Here is a 21,706-nt window from a genome sequence, read left to right on the forward strand (position 1 = left end):
GCCAATCACGAAGGGAGGCACCAAAATGGCTCGTAGCTTAAAAAAAGGACCATTTGTCGATGATCACTTAATGAGCAAAATGGAAAAATTAGTTGCATCTGAGCAAAAACAAGTTGTTAAAACTTGGTCTCGCCGTTCAACAATCTTCCCTCAGTTCATCGGACACACAATCGCTGTATATGATGGTCGTAAACACGTACCTGTGTACATCACTGAGGATATGGTTGGCCATAAGTTAGGTGAATTCGCACCAACTCGTACGTATAAAGGTCACCTTGCTGACGATAAGAAAACTAGAAGATAATGAGAGGAGGCACTTCAATGCAAGCTAAAGCAGTAGCGAGAACAGTTCGTATTGCTCCTCGTAAAGTTCGTTTAGTAGTAGACTTAATCCGAGGTAAGCAAGTGGGTGAAGCGATTGCTATCCTTAACCACACACCAAAAACTGCTTCTCCAGTTGTAGAGAAAGTTTTAAAATCTGCAATCGCAAATGCAGAGCACAATTATGAGATGGATATTAACAACCTAGTTGTTGAAAAAGTTTTCGTTGACGAAGGTCCAACGTTGAAACGTTTCCGTCCACGTGCAATGGGTCGTGCAAGCCAAATTAACAAACGCACAAGCCACATTACAGTTGTGGTATCAGAAAAGAAGGAGGGATAATCGATGGGTCAAAAGGTTAATCCAATTGGTCTTCGTGTCGGCGTTATCCGTGACTGGGAATCTCGTTGGTTCGCAGAGAAAGATTATGCTACATTACTACATGAAGACATCAAAATCCGTGAGTACATTACTGTACGCTTAAAAGATTCTGCTGTTGCTAAAGTAGAAATCGAACGTGCAGCAAATCGTGTAAATGTTACAATTCACACTGCAAAACCTGGTATGGTAATTGGTAAAGGTGGTACTGAAGTTGAAGCACTTCGTAAAGCTCTTAACCAATTAACAGGCAAGCGTGTACACATCAACATTTTAGAAGTTAAGAGAGCTGATCTTAACGCTAAATTAGTAGGCGAAAACATCGCTCGTCAATTAGAAAACCGTGTATCATTCCGTCGTGCACAAAAGCAAGTTATTCAACGTGCTATGCGTGCAGGTGCTAAAGGTATTAAAACACAGGTTTCTGGTCGTCTTGGCGGAGCTGATATCGCTCGTGCAGAATCTTACAGTGAAGGAACTGTTCCACTTCATACACTTCGCGCTGATATTGACTATGCAGCAGTTGAAGCTGATACAACATACGGTAAATTAGGCGTAAAAGTATGGATCTACCGTGGAGAAGTCCTTCCTACAAAAAAGAAAGCTTCTGAGGAAGGAGGAAAATAATATGTTAATGCCAAAACGCGTAAAATATCGTAGAGAGCATCGTGGTAAAATGCGTGGTCGTGCAAAAGGTGGAACTGAAATTGCTTTCGGTGAATTCGGTTTACAAGCACAAGCTGCTTCATGGATTACAAACCGTCAAATCGAAGCTGCTCGTCGTGCAATGACTCGTTACATGAAACGTGGCGGTAAAGTATGGATTAAAATTTTCCCTTCTAAACCTTACACTGCAAAACCTCTAGAAGTACGTATGGGTTCCGGTAAAGGGGCACCAGAAGGCTGGGTAGCAGTAGTAAAACCTGGGAAAATTATGTTCGAAATCGCGGGTGTATCTGAAGAGGTAGCACGCGAAGCATTACGTCTTGCAGCTCACAAGTTACCTGTGAAATGTAAATTCGTAAAACGTGAAGAAAATGGTGGTGAATCTAATGAAAACTAATGATATTCGTGAATTAACCACTGCCGAAATCGAAACAAAAGTTAAAGCTTTAAAGGAAGAATTGTTCAATCTTCGCTTCCAACTTGCTACAGGACAATTAGAGAATCCAACTCGCATTCGTGAAGTGCGTAAAGCAATTGCTCGTATGAAAACTGTAGTTCGTGAAAGAGAGATCGGAATTAATCGATAAATTGAGGGGAGGTTTGCATAGTGAGCGAACGTAACCAACGCAAAGTTTATACTGGTCGTGTTGTGTCTGACAAAATGGACAAAACGATTACAGTTTTAGTTGAAACTTACAAAACTCATTCCTTGTACGGAAAACGTGTTAAGTATTCTAAGAAGTACAAAGCCCATGATGAGCAAAACCAAGCGAAACTTGGCGATATCGTTAAAATCATGGAAACTCGCCCGCTTTCTGCTACTAAGCGTTTCCGTTTAGTTGAAATCGTTGAAGAAGCGGTTATTATCTAAATAGACGAATCGGAATTTTTAGTCCGAAGGGAGGTTTCATAACATGATCCAACAAGAATCTCGTTTGAAAGTTGCTGACAACTCTGGTGCACGTGAACTTTTAACAATTAAAGTATTAGGCGGCTCTGGTCGTAAATATGCTAACATTGGTGACATTATCGTTGCTACGGTAAAACAAGCAACACCAGGTGGCGTTGTTAAAAAAGGTGACGTTGTTAAAGCAGTAGTGGTACGTACGAAGAGCGGAGCTCGTCGTCCGGACGGTTCTTATATCAAATTTGATGAAAACGCAGCGGTTATCATCAAAGACGATAAGAGCCCACGTGGTACTCGTATCTTCGGACCAGTAGCTCGTGAATTACGTGATAGCAACTTCATGAAGATCGTTTCTTTAGCTCCAGAAGTTCTATAATTTAAGGTATTGCCTTGCTAAGGAGGTGCAGAATTAAGATGCATGTAAAAAAAGGTGATAAAGTACAGGTAATCACTGGAAAAGACAAAGGAAAACAAGGCGTTATCCTTGTGGCTTTCCCAAAGCAAAACCGTGTTATCGTTGAGGGTGTTAACATCGTTAAAAAACACTCTAAGCCATCTCAATTAAATCCACAAGGTGGAATTATTACTAAAGAAGCACCTATTCACGTTTCTAACGTTATGGTTTTAGATCCGAAAACAGGTGAACCTACTCGCGTAGGCTTCAAAGTAGAAGATGGTAAAAAAGTTCGTATTGCAAAAAAATCTGGTGAATTATTAGATAAATAATTTTCTTAAGAAAGGAGGTCACTTCATTGAATCGCCTTAAAGAGAAGTTCCAAAAGGAAATTACTCCTGCTCTAGTGAGCAAGTTTAACTATAAATCTGTGATGGAAGTACCGAAAATCGAAAAGATCGTAATCAACACTGGTGTTGGTGACGCGGTATCTAACTCAAAAGCTTTAGACAATGCAGTAGAAGAATTAACACAAATCGCAGGTCAAAAACCTGTTGTAACTCGTGCTAAAAAATCAATCGCTGGTTTCCGTCTTCGTGAAGGTATGCCAATCGGTGCGAAAGTAACTTTACGCGGCGAGCAAATGTATGAGTTCTTCGACAAATTAGTATCAGTTTCTTTACCACGTGTACGTGATTTCCGTGGTGTTTCTAAGAAATCATTCGATGGTCGTGGGAACTACACATTAGGTGTTAAAGAGCAACTTATCTTCCCTGAGATCGATTATGATAAAGTAAGCAAAGTCCGCGGTATGGACATCGTAATCGTTACTACAGCGAAAACTGATGAAGAAGCTCGTGAACTTTTAACACAATTCGGTATGCCATTCCAAAAATAATGGAAACCAACGCTAAGTAGAGGAGGCGAAAACGTGGCTAAAAAATCTATGATAGCGAAACAAAAGCGTACTCCTAAGTTTAAAGTACAAGAGTATACACGTTGCGAACGCTGCGGTCGTCCGCATTCTGTATACCGCAAATTTAAGCTTTGCCGTATTTGTTTCCGTGAACTTGCATATAAAGGTCAAATTCCTGGTGTTAAAAAAGCTAGTTGGTAAAACCCACAAATGGGAAGGAGGTAAAACACATGGTGATGACAGATCCAATTGCAGACATGCTTACTCGCATCCGTAATGCGAACATGGTACGTCATGAGAAATTAGAGGTTCCTGCTTCTAAAATCAAAAAAGAGATCGCTGAACTTTTAAAACGTGAAGGTTTCATTCGTGATGTAGAATACATCGAGGATAACAAACAAGGTATCCTTCGTATTTTCCTGAAATATGGTGCAAACAATGAACGTGTAATCACTGGATTAAAACGTATCAGTAAACCTGGCTTACGCGTTTACGCTAAAGCTGATGAAGTACCACGTGTACTTAACGGATTAGGTATCGCTCTTGTTTCTACATCTAAGGGAGTAATGACAGACAAAGACGCTCGTCAATTACAAACTGGTGGAGAAGTAGTAGCATACGTTTGGTAATATATATTTAAAACGAACGGAGGTGTGACCACATGTCTCGTATTGGTAAAAAGATTCTTGAAATCCCTGCAGGTGTTACTATTACAATTGCAGAAGACAATACTGTAGCAGTAAAAGGCCCTAAAGGTGAATTAACTCGTAAATTCAATGCTGATATGTCTATCAAAATTGAAGAAAATACACTAACAGTTGAGCGTCCATCTGAACAGAAGGAACACCGTGCATTACACGGTACAACTCGTGCTTTAATCGGAAACATGGTTGAAGGTGTAACTACAGGTTTCGCACGCGGACTTGAATTAGTCGGTGTTGGTTACCGTGCTCAAAAACAAGGAGATAAACTTGTATTAAGCGTAGGTTATTCTCATCCAGTAGAAATGACTCCGGAAGCAGGTCTTGAAGTTGAAGTACCTGTACCAACTAAAATCGTAATCAAAGGTATCGACAAGCAACGTGTTGGCGAATTTGCTGCTAACATCCGTGCTGTACGTGCTCCTGAGCCTTATAAAGGTAAAGGTATTCGTTACGAAGGCGAAGTTGTTCGTCGTAAAGAAGGTAAAACTGCTAAGTAAACCCGTTAGGTGAGAGAAAGGAGTGACAAGAATGATCACTAAAGCTGATAAAAATGCGACTCGTAAGAAAAGACATGCACGTGTACGTGCTAAACTTACTGGTACTGCAGAACGTCCACGTTTAAACGTGTTCCGTTCTAACCAACATATTTACGCTCAAGTTATTGATGATGTAAATGGTGTAACGTTAGTAAGTGCATCTACTCTTGATAAAGACCTTGCTCTTAACGGTACTAGCAATACTGAAGCTGCTACGAAAGTAGGAGAATCAGTTGCTAAGCGTGCTGTAGAGAAAGGCGTTAAAGAAGTAGTATTCGATCGCGGTGGTTACTTATACCATGGCCGTGTTAAAGCTCTAGCTGAGGCTGCTCGTGAGGCTGGATTACAATTTTAATGGTCAAAGGAGGGAAAATTGATGCATCGCATTGACCCAAGTAAATTAGAACTTGAAGAACGTGTAGTTACGATAAATCGTGTCGCGAAAGTTGTTAAGGGTGGTCGTCGTTTCCGCTTTGCTGCACTAGTTGTAGTTGGCGATAAAAACGGTCATGTTGGATTCGGTACTGGTAAAGCACAAGAGGTACCAGACGCAATCCGCAAAGCTATCGAAGACGCTAAGAAAAACTTAATCGCTGTACCATTAGTTGGTACAACAATTCCACACACAATCAACGGTCATTTTGGAGCTGGTGAAGTATTCTTAAAACCTGCTGCTGAAGGTACTGGTGTTATTGCTGGTGGACCTGTTCGTGCGGTACTTGAATTAGCTGGTGTACAAGATATTCTTTCGAAATCTCTTGGTTCTAACACACCAATCAACATGATTCGCGCTACTGTGAACGGATTAAGCGAACTTAAGCGCGCTGAAGATGTTGCAAAATTACGCGGTAAATCTGTAGAAGAGCTACTAGGTTAAGGAGGGAAAACAAATGGCGAAAAAGTTAGAAATTACCCTCACTCGTAGTGTAATTGGTCGTCCACAAGATCAACGTGCGACGGTAGAAGCTTTAGGTCTTAAAAAGTTGAATTCAACTGTAGTTAAGGAAGAAACTCCTGCTATTCTTGGTATGATCAACAAAGTTTCTCACCTTATAACTGTAACAGAAGCTTAAGGATAACTCATTAATATAAGGAGGTGCCTGGGAATGAAACTTCATGAATTAAAACCTGCAGAAGGTTCTCGTAAAGTACGTAACCGTGTCGGTCGTGGTATCGGTTCTGGTAACGGTAAAACTGCTGGTAAAGGTCATAAAGGACAAAACGCACGTTCTGGTGGCGGTGTTCGTCTTGGCTTCGAAGGTGGTCAAACTCCATTATTCCGTCGTTTACCAAAACGCGGCTTCACAAACATTAACCGTAAAGAGTTTACTATTGTAAACTTATCAACGTTAAATCGTTTTGAAGATGGTACAGAAGTAACACCTGAATTATTGCTGGAAACTGGCGTTATCAGCAAGTTAAACGACGGTGTTAAAATTCTTGCAAGCGGCGCAGTAGAGAAAAAATTAACTGTTAAAGCGCACAAGTTCTCTTCAAGTGCTAAAGAAGCAATTGAAGCAGCTGGCGGATCAGTTGAGGTGATCTAATGTTTCGTACAATCTCCAACTTTATGCGCGTTGCTGAGATAAGACGTAAAATATTATTCACTTTAGCGATGTTAATCGTATTCAGAATTGGCACGTTTATCCCAGTGCCATTTACAAATGGAGACGTACTGAAAGCACAAGATCAATTAAATGCCTTAGGTATCCTAAATACATTTGGCGGTGGCGCCTTGAAAAACTTCTCCATCTTCGCGATGGGAATCATGCCGTATATTACAGCATCCATCATCGTGCAATTATTGCAGATGGATGTTGTTCCTAAATTTTCGGAATGGTCGAAGCAAGGTGAAATGGGCCGTCGTAAACTAACGCAATTCACGCGTTACTTTACAATTGTTCTTGCGTTTATTCAGGGGTTTGGTATGTCAATTGGTTTTAATGGTATGGTAGGTGGGCAATTAATTTTGAATCCTGGTTGGAGCACTTATTTATACATTGCTACGGTACTGACTGCTGGTACTGCATTTTTAATGTGGTTAGGTGAACAGATTACAGCTAAAGGTGTAGGTAATGGTATTTCCATCCTTATCTTTGGCGGTATTGCCGCAGCGATCCCAAGTGTTATATCTCAAGTGTATCAACAACAGTTTCAAAATATCGGAGATCAATTGTTCATGAGTATCGTTAAAGTTGCATTGATCTTACTAGCTGTGCTAGCGGTTATTGTTGGTGTTATTTTCATTCAACAGGCTGTTAGAAAGATCCCAATTCAATATGCGAAGCGTGTAACAGGAGGGAATGGGAATCATGCTGGAGCACAAAACACACATTTACCCCTTAAGGTAAATAGTGCGGGTGTTATTCCAGTCATTTTTGCTGTTTCATTCTTAATTACGCCTCCAACTATTGCACAGTTCTTCCCGAATCATGATGTATCGCAGTGGATCATTGCAAACTTTAACTATTCTCACCCAGTGGGAATGATCATATATGTTGCGCTCATTGTAGCCTTCACATATTTCTATGCGTTTGTTCAGGTTAATCCAGAGCAAATGTCAGAGAATCTAAACAAACAAGGTGGATATGTTCCAGGTATTCGTCCGGGTAAGAATACGGAACAATATCTAACAAAAATCTTGTATCGTTTGACCTTTGTAGGATCAATTTTCCTAGCAGCGATTGCAATCTTACCAGTTATCTTTACGAAATTGGGAAATCTTCCTCCATCTGCACAGATTGGTGGAACGAGTATGTTAATCGTTGTCGGCGTTGCTTTAGAAACAATGAAGCAGCTAGAAAGTCAACTGGTAAAACGCCATTACAAAGGGTTTATCAAGCAATGAGTAAGTGGGAAGAATTGTCTTCCCTACATGCTCATGTACTCTGAGGGGGAACAAGGATGAACTTAATTTTAATGGGGCTTCCTGGTGCTGGTAAAGGTACACAAGCCGAACAGATTGTTGCCAAGTATAACATCCCTCACATTTCAACAGGAGATATGTTTCGTGCAGCTATGAAGGCTGAAACTGAAATGGGTCTACAAGCAAAATCTTTTATTGATAAAGGTGCACTTGTTCCAGATGAAGTTACAATCGGAATCGTTCGTGAACGTTTAAGTCAAGAAGACTGCGTAAGAGGTTTCTTACTAGACGGTTTCCCACGAACTGTTGCACAAGCATCAGCTCTTGAAGAGATTATGAAAGATCTTGGTAAAAAAATCGACTATGTTTTAAACATTAATGTGGATTCAGGGTTGTTATTAACACGCCTTACAGGCCGTCGCATTTGTAAAGAGTGCGGTGCGACTTACCACTTAGAATTCAATCCACCAGCAAAAGCTGATGTGTGCGATAAATGTGGTGGCGAATTATATCAACGCTCTGATGACAATGAAGAAACTGTGGCAAATCGTTTAGATGTAAATATTAAGCAAACAAAACCTTTGCTTGATTTCTACGAGGAGCTTGGTTACTTACAAAGCATTAATGGTGAGCAAGATATCAATAAAGTATTTGCTGATATCGATGTTCTCATCGGAGGCTTAGCGTAATGATCATCTGCAAAACTCCTCGCGAGATAGAAATCATGCGAGAAGCTGGCAGGATTGTTGCTTTAACTCATCAAGAGTTGAAACAGCATATTACTCCAGGAATTACAACGAAAGAGCTCGATCAAATAGCGGAAAAGACGATTCAAAAATATGGTGCTACGCCATCTTTTAAAGGATACAACGGATTTCCGGGGAGCATATGTGCTTCTGTAAATGAAGAGCTTGTACACGGAATTCCAGGGAAGCGCAAGCTCGAAGAGGGCGATATCATCAGTATCGATATTGGTGCGAAATACAATGGGTACCATGGAGATTCTGCATGGACGTATCCAGTTGGAAACATTTCTGAATCTGTTCAAAAGCTACTTGATGTCACAGAAAAATCGTTGTATCTTGGTCTAGAACAAGTAAAACCAGGCGAAAGATTATCAAATATCTCACATGCGGTTCAAACCCATGCTGAAGAGAATGGGTTCTCGATCGTTAGGGAGTATGTTGGTCACGGAATCGGGCAAGACTTACATGAGGACCCTCAAATCCCGCACTATGGTCCACCAAATAGAGGCCCTAGATTAAAGCCGGGAATGGTCATCTGTGTTGAGCCGATGGTGAATCAAGGAAGACGATATGTAAAAACACTATCTGATGACTGGACAGTGGTAACGGTAGATGGTAAATGGTGTGCACACTTTGAGCACACGATTGCTCTTACAGAAGCAGGATACGAAATCCTTACCACTTTATAAGTAGCTGGCTCTCCGGGATTTCAGAGCAGTGTAAAATGTTACTGATTTGAAGAAGGGAGAACTATTGAATGGCTAAAGATGATGTAATTGAAGTCGAAGGTACCGTTCTTGAAACGTTGCCAAATGCTATGTTCAAAGTAGAATTAGAGAATGGGCATGTCGTATTGGCTCACGTTTCTGGTAAAATCCGTATGAACTTCATTCGTATTTTACCAGGAGACAAAGTTACGGTAGAATTATCTCCGTACGATTTAAATCGTGGTCGTATTACGTACCGTTTTAAATAATATAGCACTCCGTAATCTTTAAGGAGGTTCGAGACATGAAAGTAAGACCGTCAGTTAAACCAATCTGCGAAAAATGTAAAGTTATTCGTAGACGTGGAAAAGTAATGGTTATTTGTGAAAACCCTAAACATAAACAAAAACAAGGTTAATCAGAAGGAGGTGCATTCAGAATGGCACGTATCGCAGGTGTAGATATTCCTCGAGACAAACGCGTTGTTATTTCTTTAACTTACGTATTCGGCATTGGTCGCACAACTGCTGAAAAAATTCTAACTGAAGCTGGTATTTCTTCAGAAACACGAGTTCGTGATTTAACGGAAGACGAACTAGGACGTATCCGTGATATCATCGATCGTATTAAAGTTGAGGGAGACCTTCGTCGTGAAGTATCTCTTAACATTAAACGTCTAATGGAGATCGGTTCTTACCGTGGTCTTCGTCACCGTCGTGGTTTACCAGTTCGTGGTCAAAACTCTAAAAACAATGCTCGTACACGTAAAGGTCCACGTCGTACAGTAGCAAATAAAAAGAAATAATAAGTAAAGGAGGTTGAACTAACAATGGCACGTAAAACAAACACTCGTAAAAAACGTGTGAAAAAGAATATTGAAGCTGGTATAGCTCATATTCGTTCTACTTTCAACAACACAATCGTAACACTTACAGATACTCATGGTAACGCACTTTCTTGGTCTAGTGCTGGTGCACTTGGTTTCCGTGGATCTCGTAAGTCTACTCCATTCGCTGCGCAAATGGCTGCTGAAGCTGCTGCTAAAGTTGCAATGGAGCACGGTTTAAAAACTTTAGAGGTTACTGTTAAAGGTCCTGGTGCTGGTCGTGAAGCTGCAATTCGTGCTCTTCAAGCTGCAGGTCTAGAAGTAACAGCAATTAGAGATGTTACTCCAGTTCCTCATAATGGATGTCGTCCACCAAAACGTCGTCGTGTGTAATTTTTCTGTATAGAATTTTCCCTTTTGTCTATAATGGATATGATGCATTATCGAGAAATTTCGTACAGAAACATCGCTTGTTGTGCACAATCGGGAACTGCCTAAGGGGGACTTTCGGTTAGACAGGGGGTATCCCTTTGTTTAACCGGGGTTTCGACGTTTTGAAGGAGGGTTTAGTTAATGATTGAAATCGAAAAGCCGAAAATCGAAACGGTTGAACTTAACGAAGATGCTAAATATGGTAAATTCGTAATTGAACCGCTTGAGCGTGGATATGGTACTACTTTGGGTAACTCCTTACGTCGTATTCTTTTATCCTCACTCCCTGGTGCCGCTGTTACTGCTATCCAAATCGATGGCGTATTACATGAATTTTCAACAGTTGAGGGCGTAGTAGAAGACGTTACGACGATCATCTTAAACTTGAAAAAGTTAGCTCTTAAAATCTACTCTGAAGAAGAGAAGACGTTGGAAATTGATGTGCAGGGCGAAGGTATTGTCACAGCTGCTGATATTACTCATGATAGTGATGTAGAAATCTTAAATCCAGATTTACACATTGCAACGTTAGCAAAAAATGCGCATTTCCGCATGCGTTTAACTGCAAAGCGTGGCCGTGGGTATACGCCAGCTGATGCAAATAAAAGCGAAGATCAACCAATAGGAGTAATTCCTATTGATTCTATTTATACTCCAGTATCACGTGTGACTTACCAAGTGGAAAAGACACGTGTCGGACAAGTGGCTAATTATGATAAGCTTACGCTTGATGTATGGACGGATGGAAGCATCGGGCCAAAAGAAGCTATCTCTTTAGGTGCCAAAATCTTAACTGAGCATTTAAATATCTTTGTTGGTTTAACTGATGAAGCACAAAATGCTGAGATTATGGTCGAGAAGGAAGAAGATCAAAAAGAGAAAGTTCTTGAGATGACTATCGAAGAACTAGATCTTTCTGTTCGTTCTTATAATTGCCTAAAACGTGCAGGAATTAATACTGTACAAGAGCTTGCGAACAAAACAGAAGAAGATATGATGAAAGTTCGTAACTTAGGACGTAAATCCTTAGAAGAAGTTAAACATAAGCTTGAGGAATTAGGTTTAGGTTTACGTAAAGACGACTGAGGATTTAAACCCATCAACAAAGGAGGGAACTACGAATGGCATACAGAAAATTAGGCCGTACAAGTGCGCAACGTAAAGCTATGTTACGTGATTTAGCTACTGATTTAATTATCAACGAGCGCATCCAAACGACAGAAACTCGTGCAAAAGAACTTCGTTCTGTAGTGGAAAAAATGATCACTTTAGGTAAACGCGGAGATCTTCACGCTCGTCGTCAAGCAGCAGCTTTCATTCGCAATGAAGTAGCTAACGCTGAGACTGGTCAAGATGCACTTCAAAAATTATTCGCTGATGTAGCTCCACGCTATGCTGAGCGCCAAGGCGGATACACTCGTATTGCAAAAATTGGTCCACGTCGCGGAGACGCAGCACCAATGGTAATTATCGAGTTAGTATAATGATAATTAAAAGGGCAGGACAGTTCTTTTCAAGAAACTGGTCATGGCCCTTTTTTTTAAATATAAAAATAGGCTAACTTGGCGAAGGAAAGGGTGCCTTGTATTGAAAAAAGAGAAACTTCGGACAGAAAATATATCATTTCAATATCCTGGGGCAGCCACTTATGCATTAAAAGATGTTTCATTTGCCTTGTATGAGGGAGAATGGGTATCTGTTATTGGACAAAACGGTTCAGGGAAGTCTACACTTGCAAAATTATTGAATGGTTTGTTTTTGCCGGAAGCAGGGACTATTACAGTAAATGATACAATGGTTTTATCAGAGGAAACGGTATGGGATGTTCGAAAACAAATTGGGATGGTATTTCAAAATCCAGACAATCAATTTGTTGGAACGACAGTGCAAGACGACGTTGTTTTTGGCTTAGAGAATATCGGAATGCCAAGAGAGCAAATGGTAGAAAGATTAAATCAGGCTCTCAAACTTGTCCGTATGGAAGATTTTCTTAATGATGAACCTCATTCGTTATCTGGTGGGCAAAAGCAGCGAGTGGCAATAGCAGGCGTTTTAGCACTTCAGCCATCTATTTTGATATTAGATGAAGCAACGTCAATGTTAGATCCTCAAGGGAGACGTGAAGTAGTAGAGACGGTTAGACAACTTGTTAATCAAAAAGGTATTACCGTGTTATCAATTACGCACGATTTAGAAGAAGCGGCACAATCAGATCGTGTCATTATTTTAAACAAGGGAGAAATATTAGAGGAAGGGACTCCAAAGCAAATCTTCAAGTCCTCTCATATGCTCCAAGAAATTGGATTAGATGTACCATTTTCAGTGAAAATAGCAGAATTATTAAAAAGAAATGAAATTCTCTTGCAAAATACGCATCTTACAATGGAAAGCTTGGTGAACGAACTTTGGAGATTACATTCCAAAAAGTAGAACATCGTTATCAATATAAAACTCCATTTGAAAGACGCGCACTTTATGATGTAGACGTGTCGTTTCCAAGTGGGGGCTATTATGCCATTATCGGTCATACTGGTTCAGGTAAGTCGACGATGATTCAACATTTAAATGGTTTATTGCAGCCGACGAATGGCACAGTTCAAATTGGTGAACATTTCATTTCGGCAGGAAAGAAAGAAAAAAAGCTAAAGCCACTACGTAAAAAGGTAGGGGTTGTCTTTCAATTCCCAGAACATCAGTTGTTTGAAGAGACTGTGGAGAAGGATATTTGTTTCGGCCCTACTAATTTTGGGGTATCTGTAGAAGAAGCGAAGCAAAAGGCAAGAGAGGCAATTGAACTTGTAGGGTTAGAGCCAGAACTGTTAACACGTTCACCGTTTGAGTTAAGTGGTGGGCAAATGAGGCGTGTTGCGATAGCGGGTGTATTGGCGATGGAACCCGAAGTGCTTGTATTAGATGAACCTACAGCAGGACTAGATCCAAAAGGGCAGAATGAACTTATGGAGATGTTTTATAAGCTGCATAAGGAAAAAGGTCTTACAGTTATCCTAGTAACACATAATATGGAGGATGCTGCTAAGTATGCGGAGCAGATTGTAGTCATGCATAAAGGAACGGTCTTTTTGCAAGGAAGTGCAGAGGAAGTATTTTCACATGCTGATGAACTAGAGAAAATTGGCGTGGATCTTCCTATGTCTTTAAAGTATAAACGTGCAATTGAAGAGAAGTTTGGTATTTCAATCCCAAAGGCTACCTTATCTTTAGAGGATCTTACTCATGAAGTTGTGCAGGTGTTACGAAAAGGTGGTCATGAATCATGCAGCAGTTGATTATTGGAAGATATATTCCAGGGAAGTCTCTTATTCATCAACTTGATCCACGTACGAAGCTGCTGATTGTCTTTTTATATGTATTTGTTGTTTTCTTAGCAAATAATGCGATTTCATATGGATTTTTATTTTTATATGCACTCATTGCTTTATTTTTTGCAAAAGTGCCGATTCGTTATGTACTTTCGGGCTTAAAACCAATTCTATGGATTTTTCTTTTTACATTTTTCCTGCATATTTTTACAAATAAAGAAGGGGAAGTACTATTCCAGCTTGGTTGGTTTTCGATACATGAAAAAGGATTAGAGCAAGGGATATACATTTCTATACGATTCTTCGTTATTATTTTAATGACGACATTATTAACGTTAACGACGACACCTATTGAGATTACAGATGGTTTGGAGACGTTATTAAAGCCGTTGAAACGTATAAAAGTTCCTGTTCATGAAATCGCATTAATGATGTCAATTTCTCTTCGTTTTATTCCGACATTAATGGATGAAACGAGTAAAATAATGAAGGCACAATCTTCACGCGGTATTGATTTCGCAGGAGGACCGATAAAAGATAGGATGAAAGCTATTATCTCACTACTCGTTCCTCTATTTATCAGTGCTTTTAAGCGTGCTGAGGACTTAGCAATTGCTATGGAAGCACGTGGGTATCAAAATGGTGAAGGACGTACTAAATTTAGGCAACTACACTGGAAAACAAGTGATACAGTAACGATAATAAGCTTACTTTGTTTAGCTTGTATTTTGGCATGGGTGCGATCGTAATGGAGAATAGAGAAATGGATAGAATAAAATGTACGGTTGCATATGATGGCATGCATTTTTGTGGTTATCAAATTCAGCCGCAGCATCGTACTGTTCAACAAGAGATTGAGAAAGCTTTGCAGAAATTGCATAAAGGAGCACTTGTTCGTGTTCAGGCATCGGGCAGAACGGATTCTACCGTTCACGCTAAAGGACAAGTCATACACTTTGATACACCGTTGTCGCTTGAAGAGTGGCAATGGAGTAATGCATTAAACACAATGTTGCCAGATGATATTGTTATCAGACAGGTAGAGAAAAAAACAGAAGAATTTCATGCGCGTTACGGTGTCGAGAGAAAAGAATATCGTTATCGTGTATTATTATCAAAGACTGCGGATGTATTCCGTAGAAATTACGTATATCAATATCCATATCCGCTCGAAATAAGCTCTATAAGAAAGGCGATTCCTTATTTTATTGGAACGCATGATTTCACTTCTTTTTGTTCGGCAAAAACTGACAAAAAAGATAAGGTGCGAACGATTTATGAAATTGAGTTAATTGAGCAAGGCGATGAATTAATTTTTCGTTTTGTAGGTAATGGATTTTTATATAATATGGTCAGAATTATTGTTGGTACGTTACTTAGCGTAGGGCAAGGAAAGCTTGATCCTGATAGCATTCCAGAGATTTTAGCGAAACAAAATCGTCAGTTTGCTGGAAAGATGGCTCCAGGTCATGGACTTTACTTATGGCAGGTAAACTATAACAACTAATCCTGGTGTAACATTTGCTTGACATTAGAAACTCAAAAGTATATCATAACATATGGTATTGTTTCTAAAACCACGATTAGCCCCGGAAGGAAATCGTGTTTAAGATAAACAATAGATTTTTTCTATGGAAAAGATAACGAGGAGGGAAACACATGCGTACGACTTTTATGGCAAAAGCTAACGAAGTTGAGCGTAAATGGTATGTGGTTGATGCTGAAGGTCAAACTTTAGGTCGCCTATCTACTGAAGTAGCATCTATTTTACGCGGTAAAAACAAACCTACATTTACACCACACGTTGACACGGGTGATCATGTAATTATTATTAACGCTGAAAAAATTCATTTAACAGGTAATAAATTAAACGATAAAATTTACTACCGTCACACTAACCACCCAGGTGGACTTAAACAAAGAACAGCTCTAGAAATGCGTACAAACTACCCTGTACAAATGTTAGAGCTTGCAATTAAAGGGATGCTTCCAAAAGGACGTTTAGGACGTCAAGTATCTAAGAAATTAAACGTGTATGCTGGAGCAGAGCATCCACACCAAGCACAAAAACCAGAAGTTTACGAACTTCGCGGATAATCAATTAAAGGAGGGCTTACTTTGGCACAGGTTCAATACTATGGCACTGGACGTCGTAAGAGTTCAGTAGCGCGCGTACGCCTAGTTCCAGGCGAAGGACGCGTTATCATTAACGGTCGTGATTTTGAAAACTATATCCCATTTGCTGCATTACGTGAAGTAGTGAAACAACCTCTAGTTGCAACAGAAACTTTAGGTAACTACGATGTACTTGTAAACGTAAATGGTGGTGGATACACTGGTCAAGCTGGTGCTATTCGTCACGGTATTTCTCGCGCTTTATTAAAAGCTGATCCAGAATACCGTCTAACACTAAAACGTGCAGGTCTATTAACTCGTGACGCACGTATGAAAGAGCGTAAAAAATACGGTCTTAAAGGCGCACGTCGTGCACCTCAGTTCTCAAAACGTTAATTTTTGCGAACTACAAACCCCAACCATTTTGGTTGGGGTTTTTTTATGTTTCATTCCTCTTTTGTAATTTTTGTAGTTTGGAATATTTTAGTGCTATTCTCTCGCGTATGCTTCTTCTTTAGAAGTTTAGACTAATACGTATTAGGGAGGTTTATAAGTACTATGAATGTCATTGTCAGCTTACAAGAAAAACAAAAAGAAAAGCAGTTGAAATATGAACGGAAGATGCTGCGAGAATTATCATTAAAAACATTACGTTCAAATATTAGGGATGCCTTTCAGATGCAGGAACTTCATCGTCAGTATGAAGATTACTGTATTGAATTAGGGATAGAATCGTATTTATTAGGAGCGAGATACAGTAAGTTTGGTTATTATGGTGAATCATTCTTTGATGTGAAATATAGAGCCTTAGAAGAAGAGCAACAATTAACGGAAACACTATTCCAATTTTTAACGAGCATGACTATGCGGGAAATTAAGTTACAAGATGAGGAATTACTTTTTGAATCTTGCCAGCAGTTTATCGGCTTATGGTGGCAGGAAGGATATGAAAAAGGTGAAAGAAGATATCGATTAAAGCTTCATTAAGACAAGCATAAACTTTCCTCTTGTCCCATATAAGTAATTAGAGGGACTAGCTGGAGGAGGAAAGGTATGAAGAGAATTCGAATTATCTCTTTTGCACTCGCTGCGGTTGTTTTGTTTTTTTTAGTCAAACAAGAATTTCAAATTACAAAATCGTGGCGAGCTTGGAATTTACCCTTATCAGGGAAAGTGATTGTATTAGATGCTGGGCATGGTGGGCCAGACGGAGGGGCTGTTGGTGGAAAAGATATTATAGAAAAAGATATTACGCTTGAAATTACAAAGAAGGTACAAGATTATTTACAAGAACAAGGTGCACTAGTTATTTTAACACGTGAGGGAGATTATGATTTAGCTCAGAAAGATACAAAATCATATAGTAGACGTAAAGCAGAGGATTTAAAAAAGCGTGTAGAGATTATTAATAAGCCTGATGTAGACTTTTTTGCGAGTATTCATTTAAATGCTTTAACTAGTAGTGGATCGAAAGGCGCACAAACGTTCTACTATCGTTCTTCGGTTGAAAATGAACGTGCTGCGAAATTTATACAAGCTGAATTGAGAACGAGTTTAGAGAATACGAATCGTTCTGCTAAAACAATTTCTCATGTGTATTTATTGAAGTATGCGAAAACACCAGGTGCTCTAATTGAAGCTGGCTTTTTATCGAATGTAAACGAAAGGTATATGTTAAATTCGGAGAAATATCAGCAAAAGGTAGCGGCTGCAGTATATCGTGGTATATTACGTTATTTCACGGAAAAAGGGAATCCTCCAGAATAAGGAGGATTTTTTGAGTTTCTCCCGTTAACGAAGTTTTCCGAAAATATGTTATACTGGAAATGTAAACGCATTTATTTCAAAAATAAAGAGAGATAAATTTAATTAACATTACGTTATTTTTCATACAGGGGGCTGGGCTAACTATGGTAACGAAAGAGCAAGTAGTGGAAGCGTTAGAAGGGATTGTAGATCCGTTTTTACATAAAACGTTAAAAGAAACAGGTGCAATTAAAGAGGTAACAGTTAAGCCTGAGAAGGAACATGTAAGTGTTAAAATTGCAATTGTAAAAACCGGTACAGCGGAACAAATGCAATTGCAATCTGGAATTGTAAAATTAGTAAAAGAACTAGGAGCAGCAACAGTAGGGCTTCGCTTTGCAGAATTTACAGAAGAGGAATTAGCTCAGTTTGCACCGGAACAGGAAGAAGAGCAAACTGAATCTTTATTGTCACCAAATTCAAAAACAACATTTTTAGCAGTGGCGAGTGGAAAAGGTGGAGTCGGAAAATCAACAGTTTCTGTTAACCTTGCTATTGCTTTAGCTCGTCTAGGTAAAAAGGTTGGTATCATTGATGCTGATATTTATGGTTTTAGCGTACCGGATATGATGGGGATAGAAAAACGTCCTGTTGTAAGAGGGGATAGAATCATTCCAGTGGAGCGTCTAGGTGTAAAGGTAATTTCAATGGGATTCTTTGTAGAAGATAATGCACCGGTTATTTGGAGAGGCCCTATGCTTGGGAAAATGTTAAATCACTTCTTTACAGAAGTAGAGTGGGGCGATTTAGACTATTTAGTTTTAGATTTACCACCGGGTACAGGTGATGTTGCGCTAGACTTACACTCAATGTTGCCAGCTTGTAAAGAGATTATTGTAACAACGCCACATCCAACAGCGGCATTTGTGGCAGCGCGTGCTGGAGCCATGGCTTTACGTACAGAACATAGTATTCTTGGTGTTGTTGAAAATATGGCATATTTTGAAAGTAAAACAACTGGTGAAAAAGAATATGTGTTTGGAAGAGGTGGAGGAGATAAATTAGCTACAGAACTTCAAACAGAAGTACTTGGCCGAATCCCGCTTCAACAACCTGATTGGAATAAAGATGACTTTGCGCCTTCGGTATATGAAGATACACATACGACGGGTCTTATTTATCGTACGATAGCTGAGACAGTAATTGATAAAATAGCTGTCGCGCAAAAATAAAATAATAATGAGTGGACGATACATATATTGTCCACTCATTATTATAATTATTATTTTTACTGTTGCTCCTTTTTACCGTCTTGGGAACCACCTTCACCGCCTGCTTCTTTTTTATCAGATCCACTTTTTTCGGCCTTTTGTACACCTTTACTAATAATATCAATCATCTTAGCTTGGAAGAGTGGGCTTTCAGCAGTTTCTGTTAGTACTTGTTGTAAATATTGGCGGTATTCTTTGCTCTTCATTGTTTGTAACATTATTTTTTCTACTTCAGGGTTTTTCATAATTTCTATAACGCCTGCTTGGTATTCAGGGTCTTTTAGTAATGTTTTCATTAAGGTTGTTTGTTCTTTCCCCATACTTTTAGCGAATTTCGATGAGAACTCAGGGTCTTTAAAGAGCTTTTCCCAGAATTGTTGCCCTTTGTCGGATACCATTGCATCTTCAATCGTTTTCTTTACTACTGTTTCATCTAGTATGAGTGCTTGTTTCATTTTTTCATCAGTTAACACATCTTGAATGGCTTTCTTACCTTGATCGGTTTTTAAAATATCAACAATCATTTTCTTCGTTTGATCATAATCAAGTTCGGACTTTGCTTCTTTTCCTTGTGCACATGCTACAAGTACAAGAAATAGAAAAGAAGAAGTCAAAACGAGCAGCATCCGTTTCATAAGTTGGAACTCCTTTCAACACAGTTCTCTCTTTTTAATATAAATATCTTTAAGGAATTTATACATGAACATGGCTAGCTTTTTGAAATTGTCATTGATACAATTTAATTAGAAATATAAGGATAATGGGGGATGTGTTGTGAATAGCCGCAAGTGGGTACGCCTGTTTTTTACGACGTTGTTTCTAGGTGGGATTAGCACGGTCATTATTGGGTTTGTTTTGGAGTGGGACAAGTACGCTAAATTTTTTCAAAATTTAGACGGAAAGGAGATTTTAGCAGTTTCCTTCTGGTTGATGGGTGTAGGATTTATTTTTAGTGTTATAAGTCAAATGGGGTTCTTTGCCTATTTAACAATCCATCGTTTTGGACTGGGGATGTTCAGGTCACCTTCTTTATGGAATGCAGTCCAGCTCTTCTTTATTGCATTCGTTTTATTTGATTTCGTGTATTTAAGATCCATATTGATTGCAAATGGGGAAGTTTCGTTAGGGAATAACATACTTGTTGCAGGTGTATTATTTGTGTTTGGGGCGATTGTTGCTTACATAAAAAGTAAAGAAACGAATAGAAAGGCATTTGTGCCCGCTTTGTTCTTTATGGTTGTTGTAACAATTCTTGAGTGGGTACCAGCGCTTCGTATTAATGACACAGATTGGTTGTATTTAATGGTGATACCACTTTTATTATGTAATGCATATCAGTTACTTATATTACATCGTTTAATTGGAAAGGCGAGTAAGTCGGCTTAAGTAAGAGAGATTTTTGAGTTTTTATGCAGGGTGGTTGTACGAATATAAATATCGGGATGAAAAAAGCTCTACTACCTTAATGATAGGTAGTAGAGCTTTTTATGTGTGAAGGCACGAGGGAAAAGAATTACCTTACATCTTTACTTTTTGTACTTGTGTTAGAAATAAGTTGTGATACCGATATTTGCTCATATCCGTCACTCTTTAATTTTTGTAGAAGCAGTGGTAAAGCTTTATTTGTTTGAAGGGCAGAATCGGATGCATGTAATAAGACGATATCTCCACCTTTTAAATTAGTAGAGACATTGGAAACGATATTGTTTACACCTGGGTTTTTCCAGTCGTTTGAGTTATTACTCCAATGGACGATGGTGTATCCGAGTGATTCTGCTATTTTAAGTGTTGCTTTGTTAAAGTCTCCACTAGGTGGACGTAATAGTTTGACTTGTTTCACACCAAGTTTTGTAAAAACATCTTGTGCTCGTAAAAGATCTCTTCGTATTTCATTTGTCTCTAGAGAAGTGTAGGACGTGTAATTATAGCCCATACTACCGATTTCATGTCCATCTTTTATGATGCGTTCAACAACATCAGGGTGTCTTTCTGCCCATGCAGCAGAAACGAAGAAGGTTGCATTCTTAATGTCTCTTTCTTTAAGTGTATCAAGGATTGGAATTGCTTTTTTGTCTCCCCAACTAATATCAAACGTGAATGCAACTTGTTTTTTAGAGGTGTCTCCTTTGTAAATAACTTTAGGTCCTGTCGCAGTTGAAAAAGCAGATTCATGTGAATATGTTTTCAAAAAGAGAAGCCATGCTGTAAATAAGGAAAGTATCACTATTAAGCTAATGTGTTTAAAAGCTCGTTTACTCGTAATAAAAAAGAAAAACATAATATTACGCCCCTTTGTCCAATCCTTTTCAGTTACATATATGCTTTAAATATTAAAAAGAGAACAAAGGATTAATATCGTAAGCAGTGGATATAATGAATGATAGGATTTTGATAAGTGAAAATGAGCGTAACGTTTATTGCTTTGTAAGAAATGATTGAGGTGATGATTTGCTTGGGTTTATGTTAACGAAAGAAGAGAAAAAAGAAATGGAATACATATTGAAGAGAGAGTTAGAAGAACTACTATTTGATTTTGAAGATGAACGTATTCATGACGTTGTAAAAAAGGCGATGGAAGAAAGATATAAAATCATTTTTTGTTTATTTCGAAGAGTCGCTAATGCAGAAGAGTGTATGCGTTATGTAAGGAAAAGAATTTTTTATTAAAAAGTGTTGACGTTAATAGTTATTATATGATAAATTAATAACCGTCGCTGATGCGGAAACGCAGAAGACGATAAAAAAGAAATTTTAAAAACTTAGTTGACATTGAAAAATGAAGATGTTAACATAAGGAAGTCGCAAATGAGCGACCAAGTAGTTCTTTGAAAACTGAACGAAACAAACAACGTGAA

Annotated in this window: 38 protein-coding genes; 36 read left to right on the forward strand and 2 right to left on the reverse strand. The window is 38.9% G+C overall.

Translation table 11 applies throughout. The annotated features are described in order from the left end of the window. Positions 1–25 precede the first annotated feature (25 nt). From rpsS to RBB48_RS25060, 34 genes are all read left to right on the forward strand, one after another. Entirely contained in the window at positions 26–304 is a 279-nt protein-coding gene (rpsS, locus tag RBB48_RS24895; RefSeq protein ID WP_000124454.1) for a 30S ribosomal protein S19, read from the forward strand. A gap of 17 nt (positions 305–321) precedes the next feature. Next, complete coding sequence (rplV, locus tag RBB48_RS24900) at positions 322–663, forward strand: 50S ribosomal protein L22 (protein ID WP_001148024.1); 342 nt, start codon at positions 322–324, stop codon at positions 661–663. Between the two features lie 3 nt (positions 664–666). Beyond that, the gene (rpsC, locus tag RBB48_RS24905) at positions 667–1,326 is read left to right on the forward strand and encodes a 30S ribosomal protein S3 (protein ID WP_000529958.1); all 660 of its coding nucleotides are present in this window, start codon (positions 667–669) and stop codon (positions 1,324–1,326) included. 1 nt (position 1,327) lies between these two features. Continuing rightward, positions 1,328–1,762, forward strand: a complete 435-nt coding sequence (gene rplP, locus RBB48_RS24910; RefSeq protein ID WP_000928969.1) for a 50S ribosomal protein L16 — start codon at positions 1,328–1,330, stop codon at positions 1,760–1,762. After that, positions 1,752–1,952, forward strand: coding sequence for a 50S ribosomal protein L29 (rpmC, locus tag RBB48_RS24915; RefSeq protein WP_000855718.1), 201 nt, complete (start codon positions 1,752–1,754; stop codon positions 1,950–1,952). The genes rplP and rpmC overlap by 11 nt, the downstream gene beginning before the upstream one ends. A gap of 20 nt (positions 1,953–1,972) precedes the next feature. After that, the gene (gene rpsQ / locus RBB48_RS24920) at positions 1,973–2,236 is read left to right on the forward strand and encodes a 30S ribosomal protein S17 (protein WP_000004106.1); all 264 of its coding nucleotides are present in this window, start codon (positions 1,973–1,975) and stop codon (positions 2,234–2,236) included. 43 nt (positions 2,237–2,279) lie between these two features. Continuing rightward, complete coding sequence (gene rplN, locus RBB48_RS24925) at positions 2,280–2,648, forward strand: 50S ribosomal protein L14 (protein WP_000615912.1); 369 nt, start codon at positions 2,280–2,282, stop codon at positions 2,646–2,648. 38 nt (positions 2,649–2,686) lie between these two features. Further along, complete coding sequence (gene rplX / locus RBB48_RS24930; RefSeq protein WP_000558201.1) at positions 2,687–2,998, forward strand: 50S ribosomal protein L24; 312 nt, start codon at positions 2,687–2,689, stop codon at positions 2,996–2,998. Between the two features lie 26 nt (positions 2,999–3,024). Then, the gene (rplE, locus tag RBB48_RS24935) at positions 3,025–3,564 is read left to right on the forward strand and encodes a 50S ribosomal protein L5 (protein ID WP_001080829.1); all 540 of its coding nucleotides are present in this window, start codon (positions 3,025–3,027) and stop codon (positions 3,562–3,564) included. Positions 3,565–3,597: 33 nt separating this feature from the next. Next, the gene (gene rpsN / locus RBB48_RS24940; RefSeq protein WP_001085700.1) at positions 3,598–3,783 is read left to right on the forward strand and encodes a 30S ribosomal protein S14; all 186 of its coding nucleotides are present in this window, start codon (positions 3,598–3,600) and stop codon (positions 3,781–3,783) included. Positions 3,784–3,812: 29 nt separating this feature from the next. Then, a complete protein-coding gene (rpsH, locus tag RBB48_RS24945) occupies positions 3,813–4,211 on the forward strand; it encodes a 30S ribosomal protein S8 (protein ID WP_000245511.1) in 399 nt (132 codons plus the stop codon). Between the two features lie 32 nt (positions 4,212–4,243). Continuing rightward, positions 4,244–4,783, forward strand: coding sequence for a 50S ribosomal protein L6 (gene rplF / locus RBB48_RS24950; protein WP_000086550.1), 540 nt, complete (start codon positions 4,244–4,246; stop codon positions 4,781–4,783). 31 nt (positions 4,784–4,814) lie between these two features. Continuing rightward, positions 4,815–5,177 carry a 50S ribosomal protein L18 gene (gene rplR / locus RBB48_RS24955; RefSeq protein WP_000628818.1) on the forward strand — a complete coding sequence of 121 codons (363 nt, stop codon included), beginning with the start codon at positions 4,815–4,817 and terminating at the stop codon, positions 5,175–5,177. A 21-nt stretch (positions 5,178–5,198) separates the two neighbouring features. Further along, the gene (gene rpsE / locus RBB48_RS24960) at positions 5,199–5,699 is read left to right on the forward strand and encodes a 30S ribosomal protein S5 (RefSeq protein WP_000554646.1); all 501 of its coding nucleotides are present in this window, start codon (positions 5,199–5,201) and stop codon (positions 5,697–5,699) included. 13 nt (positions 5,700–5,712) lie between these two features. Further along, positions 5,713–5,895: a 50S ribosomal protein L30 gene (gene rpmD, locus RBB48_RS24965; protein WP_001085232.1), complete on the forward strand. Its 183-nt coding sequence runs from the start codon at positions 5,713–5,715 to the stop codon at positions 5,893–5,895. Between the two features lie 33 nt (positions 5,896–5,928). After that, positions 5,929–6,369 carry a 50S ribosomal protein L15 gene (rplO, locus tag RBB48_RS24970; RefSeq protein WP_000766083.1) on the forward strand — a complete coding sequence of 147 codons (441 nt, stop codon included), beginning with the start codon at positions 5,929–5,931 and terminating at the stop codon, positions 6,367–6,369. Next, a complete protein-coding gene (gene secY / locus RBB48_RS24975; RefSeq protein ID WP_000490119.1) occupies positions 6,369–7,670 on the forward strand; it encodes a preprotein translocase subunit SecY in 1,302 nt (433 codons plus the stop codon). The genes rplO and secY overlap by 1 nt, the downstream gene beginning before the upstream one ends. A gap of 56 nt (positions 7,671–7,726) precedes the next feature. Beyond that, positions 7,727–8,377 carry an adenylate kinase gene (locus RBB48_RS24980; protein ID WP_001048998.1) on the forward strand — a complete coding sequence of 217 codons (651 nt, stop codon included), beginning with the start codon at positions 7,727–7,729 and terminating at the stop codon, positions 8,375–8,377. Then, positions 8,377–9,123, forward strand: a complete 747-nt coding sequence (gene map, locus RBB48_RS24985) for a type I methionyl aminopeptidase (protein ID WP_000582534.1) — start codon at positions 8,377–8,379, stop codon at positions 9,121–9,123. The genes RBB48_RS24980 and map overlap by 1 nt, the downstream gene beginning before the upstream one ends. A gap of 68 nt (positions 9,124–9,191) precedes the next feature. Continuing rightward, positions 9,192–9,410 carry a translation initiation factor IF-1 gene (gene infA / locus RBB48_RS24990; RefSeq protein WP_001029884.1) on the forward strand — a complete coding sequence of 73 codons (219 nt, stop codon included), beginning with the start codon at positions 9,192–9,194 and terminating at the stop codon, positions 9,408–9,410. A 35-nt stretch (positions 9,411–9,445) separates the two neighbouring features. After that, the gene (rpmJ, locus tag RBB48_RS24995; RefSeq protein ID WP_000868344.1) at positions 9,446–9,559 is read left to right on the forward strand and encodes a 50S ribosomal protein L36; all 114 of its coding nucleotides are present in this window, start codon (positions 9,446–9,448) and stop codon (positions 9,557–9,559) included. Positions 9,560–9,580: 21 nt separating this feature from the next. Then, positions 9,581–9,946 (forward strand): 30S ribosomal protein S13, encoded by a 366-nt coding sequence (gene rpsM, locus RBB48_RS25000; RefSeq protein WP_000090790.1) that lies wholly within the window; start codon positions 9,581–9,583, stop codon positions 9,944–9,946. 24 nt (positions 9,947–9,970) lie between these two features. Then, entirely contained in the window at positions 9,971–10,360 is a 390-nt protein-coding gene (rpsK, locus tag RBB48_RS25005; protein WP_000101797.1) for a 30S ribosomal protein S11, read from the forward strand. 180 nt (positions 10,361–10,540) lie between these two features. Beyond that, positions 10,541–11,485, forward strand: a complete 945-nt coding sequence (locus tag RBB48_RS25010; RefSeq protein WP_000569644.1) for a DNA-directed RNA polymerase subunit alpha — start codon at positions 10,541–10,543, stop codon at positions 11,483–11,485. A 35-nt stretch (positions 11,486–11,520) separates the two neighbouring features. Further along, on the forward strand, positions 11,521–11,883 hold the full coding sequence (rplQ, locus tag RBB48_RS25015) for a 50S ribosomal protein L17 (protein WP_000331490.1): 363 nt from the start codon (positions 11,521–11,523) through the stop codon (positions 11,881–11,883). Positions 11,884–11,986: 103 nt separating this feature from the next. Next, positions 11,987–12,829: an energy-coupling factor ABC transporter ATP-binding protein gene (locus RBB48_RS25020; RefSeq protein WP_137035281.1), complete on the forward strand. Its 843-nt coding sequence runs from the start codon at positions 11,987–11,989 to the stop codon at positions 12,827–12,829. After that, a complete protein-coding gene (locus tag RBB48_RS25025) occupies positions 12,805–13,686 on the forward strand; it encodes an energy-coupling factor ABC transporter ATP-binding protein (RefSeq protein ID WP_000406519.1) in 882 nt (293 codons plus the stop codon). Before RBB48_RS25020 ends, RBB48_RS25025 begins: the two co-directional genes overlap by 25 nt. Beyond that, the gene (locus RBB48_RS25030) at positions 13,674–14,468 is read left to right on the forward strand and encodes an energy-coupling factor transporter transmembrane component T family protein (RefSeq protein WP_098230824.1); all 795 of its coding nucleotides are present in this window, start codon (positions 13,674–13,676) and stop codon (positions 14,466–14,468) included. The genes RBB48_RS25025 and RBB48_RS25030 overlap by 13 nt, the downstream gene beginning before the upstream one ends. A gap of 14 nt (positions 14,469–14,482) precedes the next feature. Continuing rightward, positions 14,483–15,226, forward strand: coding sequence for a tRNA pseudouridine(38-40) synthase TruA (gene truA, locus RBB48_RS25035; RefSeq protein ID WP_088061486.1), 744 nt, complete (start codon positions 14,483–14,485; stop codon positions 15,224–15,226). A 152-nt stretch (positions 15,227–15,378) separates the two neighbouring features. After that, positions 15,379–15,816 (forward strand): 50S ribosomal protein L13, encoded by a 438-nt coding sequence (gene rplM / locus RBB48_RS25040; RefSeq protein ID WP_001260795.1) that lies wholly within the window; start codon positions 15,379–15,381, stop codon positions 15,814–15,816. Positions 15,817–15,837: 21 nt separating this feature from the next. Continuing rightward, positions 15,838–16,230 (forward strand): 30S ribosomal protein S9, encoded by a 393-nt coding sequence (rpsI, locus tag RBB48_RS25045; RefSeq protein WP_000079986.1) that lies wholly within the window; start codon positions 15,838–15,840, stop codon positions 16,228–16,230. 162 nt (positions 16,231–16,392) lie between these two features. Continuing rightward, positions 16,393–16,821 (forward strand): YbaK family protein, encoded by a 429-nt coding sequence (locus tag RBB48_RS25050; protein ID WP_001101006.1) that lies wholly within the window; start codon positions 16,393–16,395, stop codon positions 16,819–16,821. 66 nt (positions 16,822–16,887) lie between these two features. Further along, the gene (gene cwlD, locus RBB48_RS25055) at positions 16,888–17,601 is read left to right on the forward strand and encodes an N-acetylmuramoyl-L-alanine amidase CwlD (RefSeq protein WP_000822446.1); all 714 of its coding nucleotides are present in this window, start codon (positions 16,888–16,890) and stop codon (positions 17,599–17,601) included. 143 nt (positions 17,602–17,744) lie between these two features. Then, positions 17,745–18,812: an Mrp/NBP35 family ATP-binding protein gene (locus RBB48_RS25060; RefSeq protein WP_000256609.1), complete on the forward strand. Its 1,068-nt coding sequence runs from the start codon at positions 17,745–17,747 to the stop codon at positions 18,810–18,812. A gap of 56 nt (positions 18,813–18,868) precedes the next feature. On the opposite strand, the gene gerD is transcribed toward RBB48_RS25060, so the two are convergent. Next, entirely contained in the window at positions 18,869–19,486 is a 618-nt protein-coding gene (gene gerD, locus RBB48_RS25065) for a spore germination protein GerD (protein WP_087983920.1), read from the reverse strand. 139 nt (positions 19,487–19,625) lie between these two features. Between gerD and kbaA the strand changes: the two genes are divergently transcribed. Beyond that, complete coding sequence (gene kbaA / locus RBB48_RS25070; protein ID WP_098230821.1) at positions 19,626–20,237, forward strand: KinB signaling pathway activation protein KbaA; 612 nt, start codon at positions 19,626–19,628, stop codon at positions 20,235–20,237. 127 nt (positions 20,238–20,364) lie between these two features. On the opposite strand, the gene pdaB is transcribed toward kbaA, so the two are convergent. Next, the gene (gene pdaB / locus RBB48_RS25075) at positions 20,365–21,129 is read right to left on the reverse strand and encodes a polysaccharide deacetylase family sporulation protein PdaB (protein ID WP_000464700.1); all 765 of its coding nucleotides are present in this window, start codon (positions 21,127–21,129) and stop codon (positions 20,365–20,367) included. Positions 21,130–21,299: 170 nt separating this feature from the next. Here pdaB and RBB48_RS25080 point away from each other — a divergent pair, with 170 nt between their 5' ends. After that, a complete protein-coding gene (locus RBB48_RS25080; protein ID WP_000900297.1) occupies positions 21,300–21,518 on the forward strand; it encodes a hypothetical protein in 219 nt (72 codons plus the stop codon). Positions 21,519–21,706 lie beyond the last annotated feature (188 nt).

Origin of the sequence: Bacillus sp. MMSF_3353, from assembly GCF_030733445.1 — a bacterium.
GTDB classification, from domain to species: Bacteria; Bacillota; Bacilli; order Bacillales; family Bacillaceae_G; genus Bacillus_A; species Bacillus_A wiedmannii.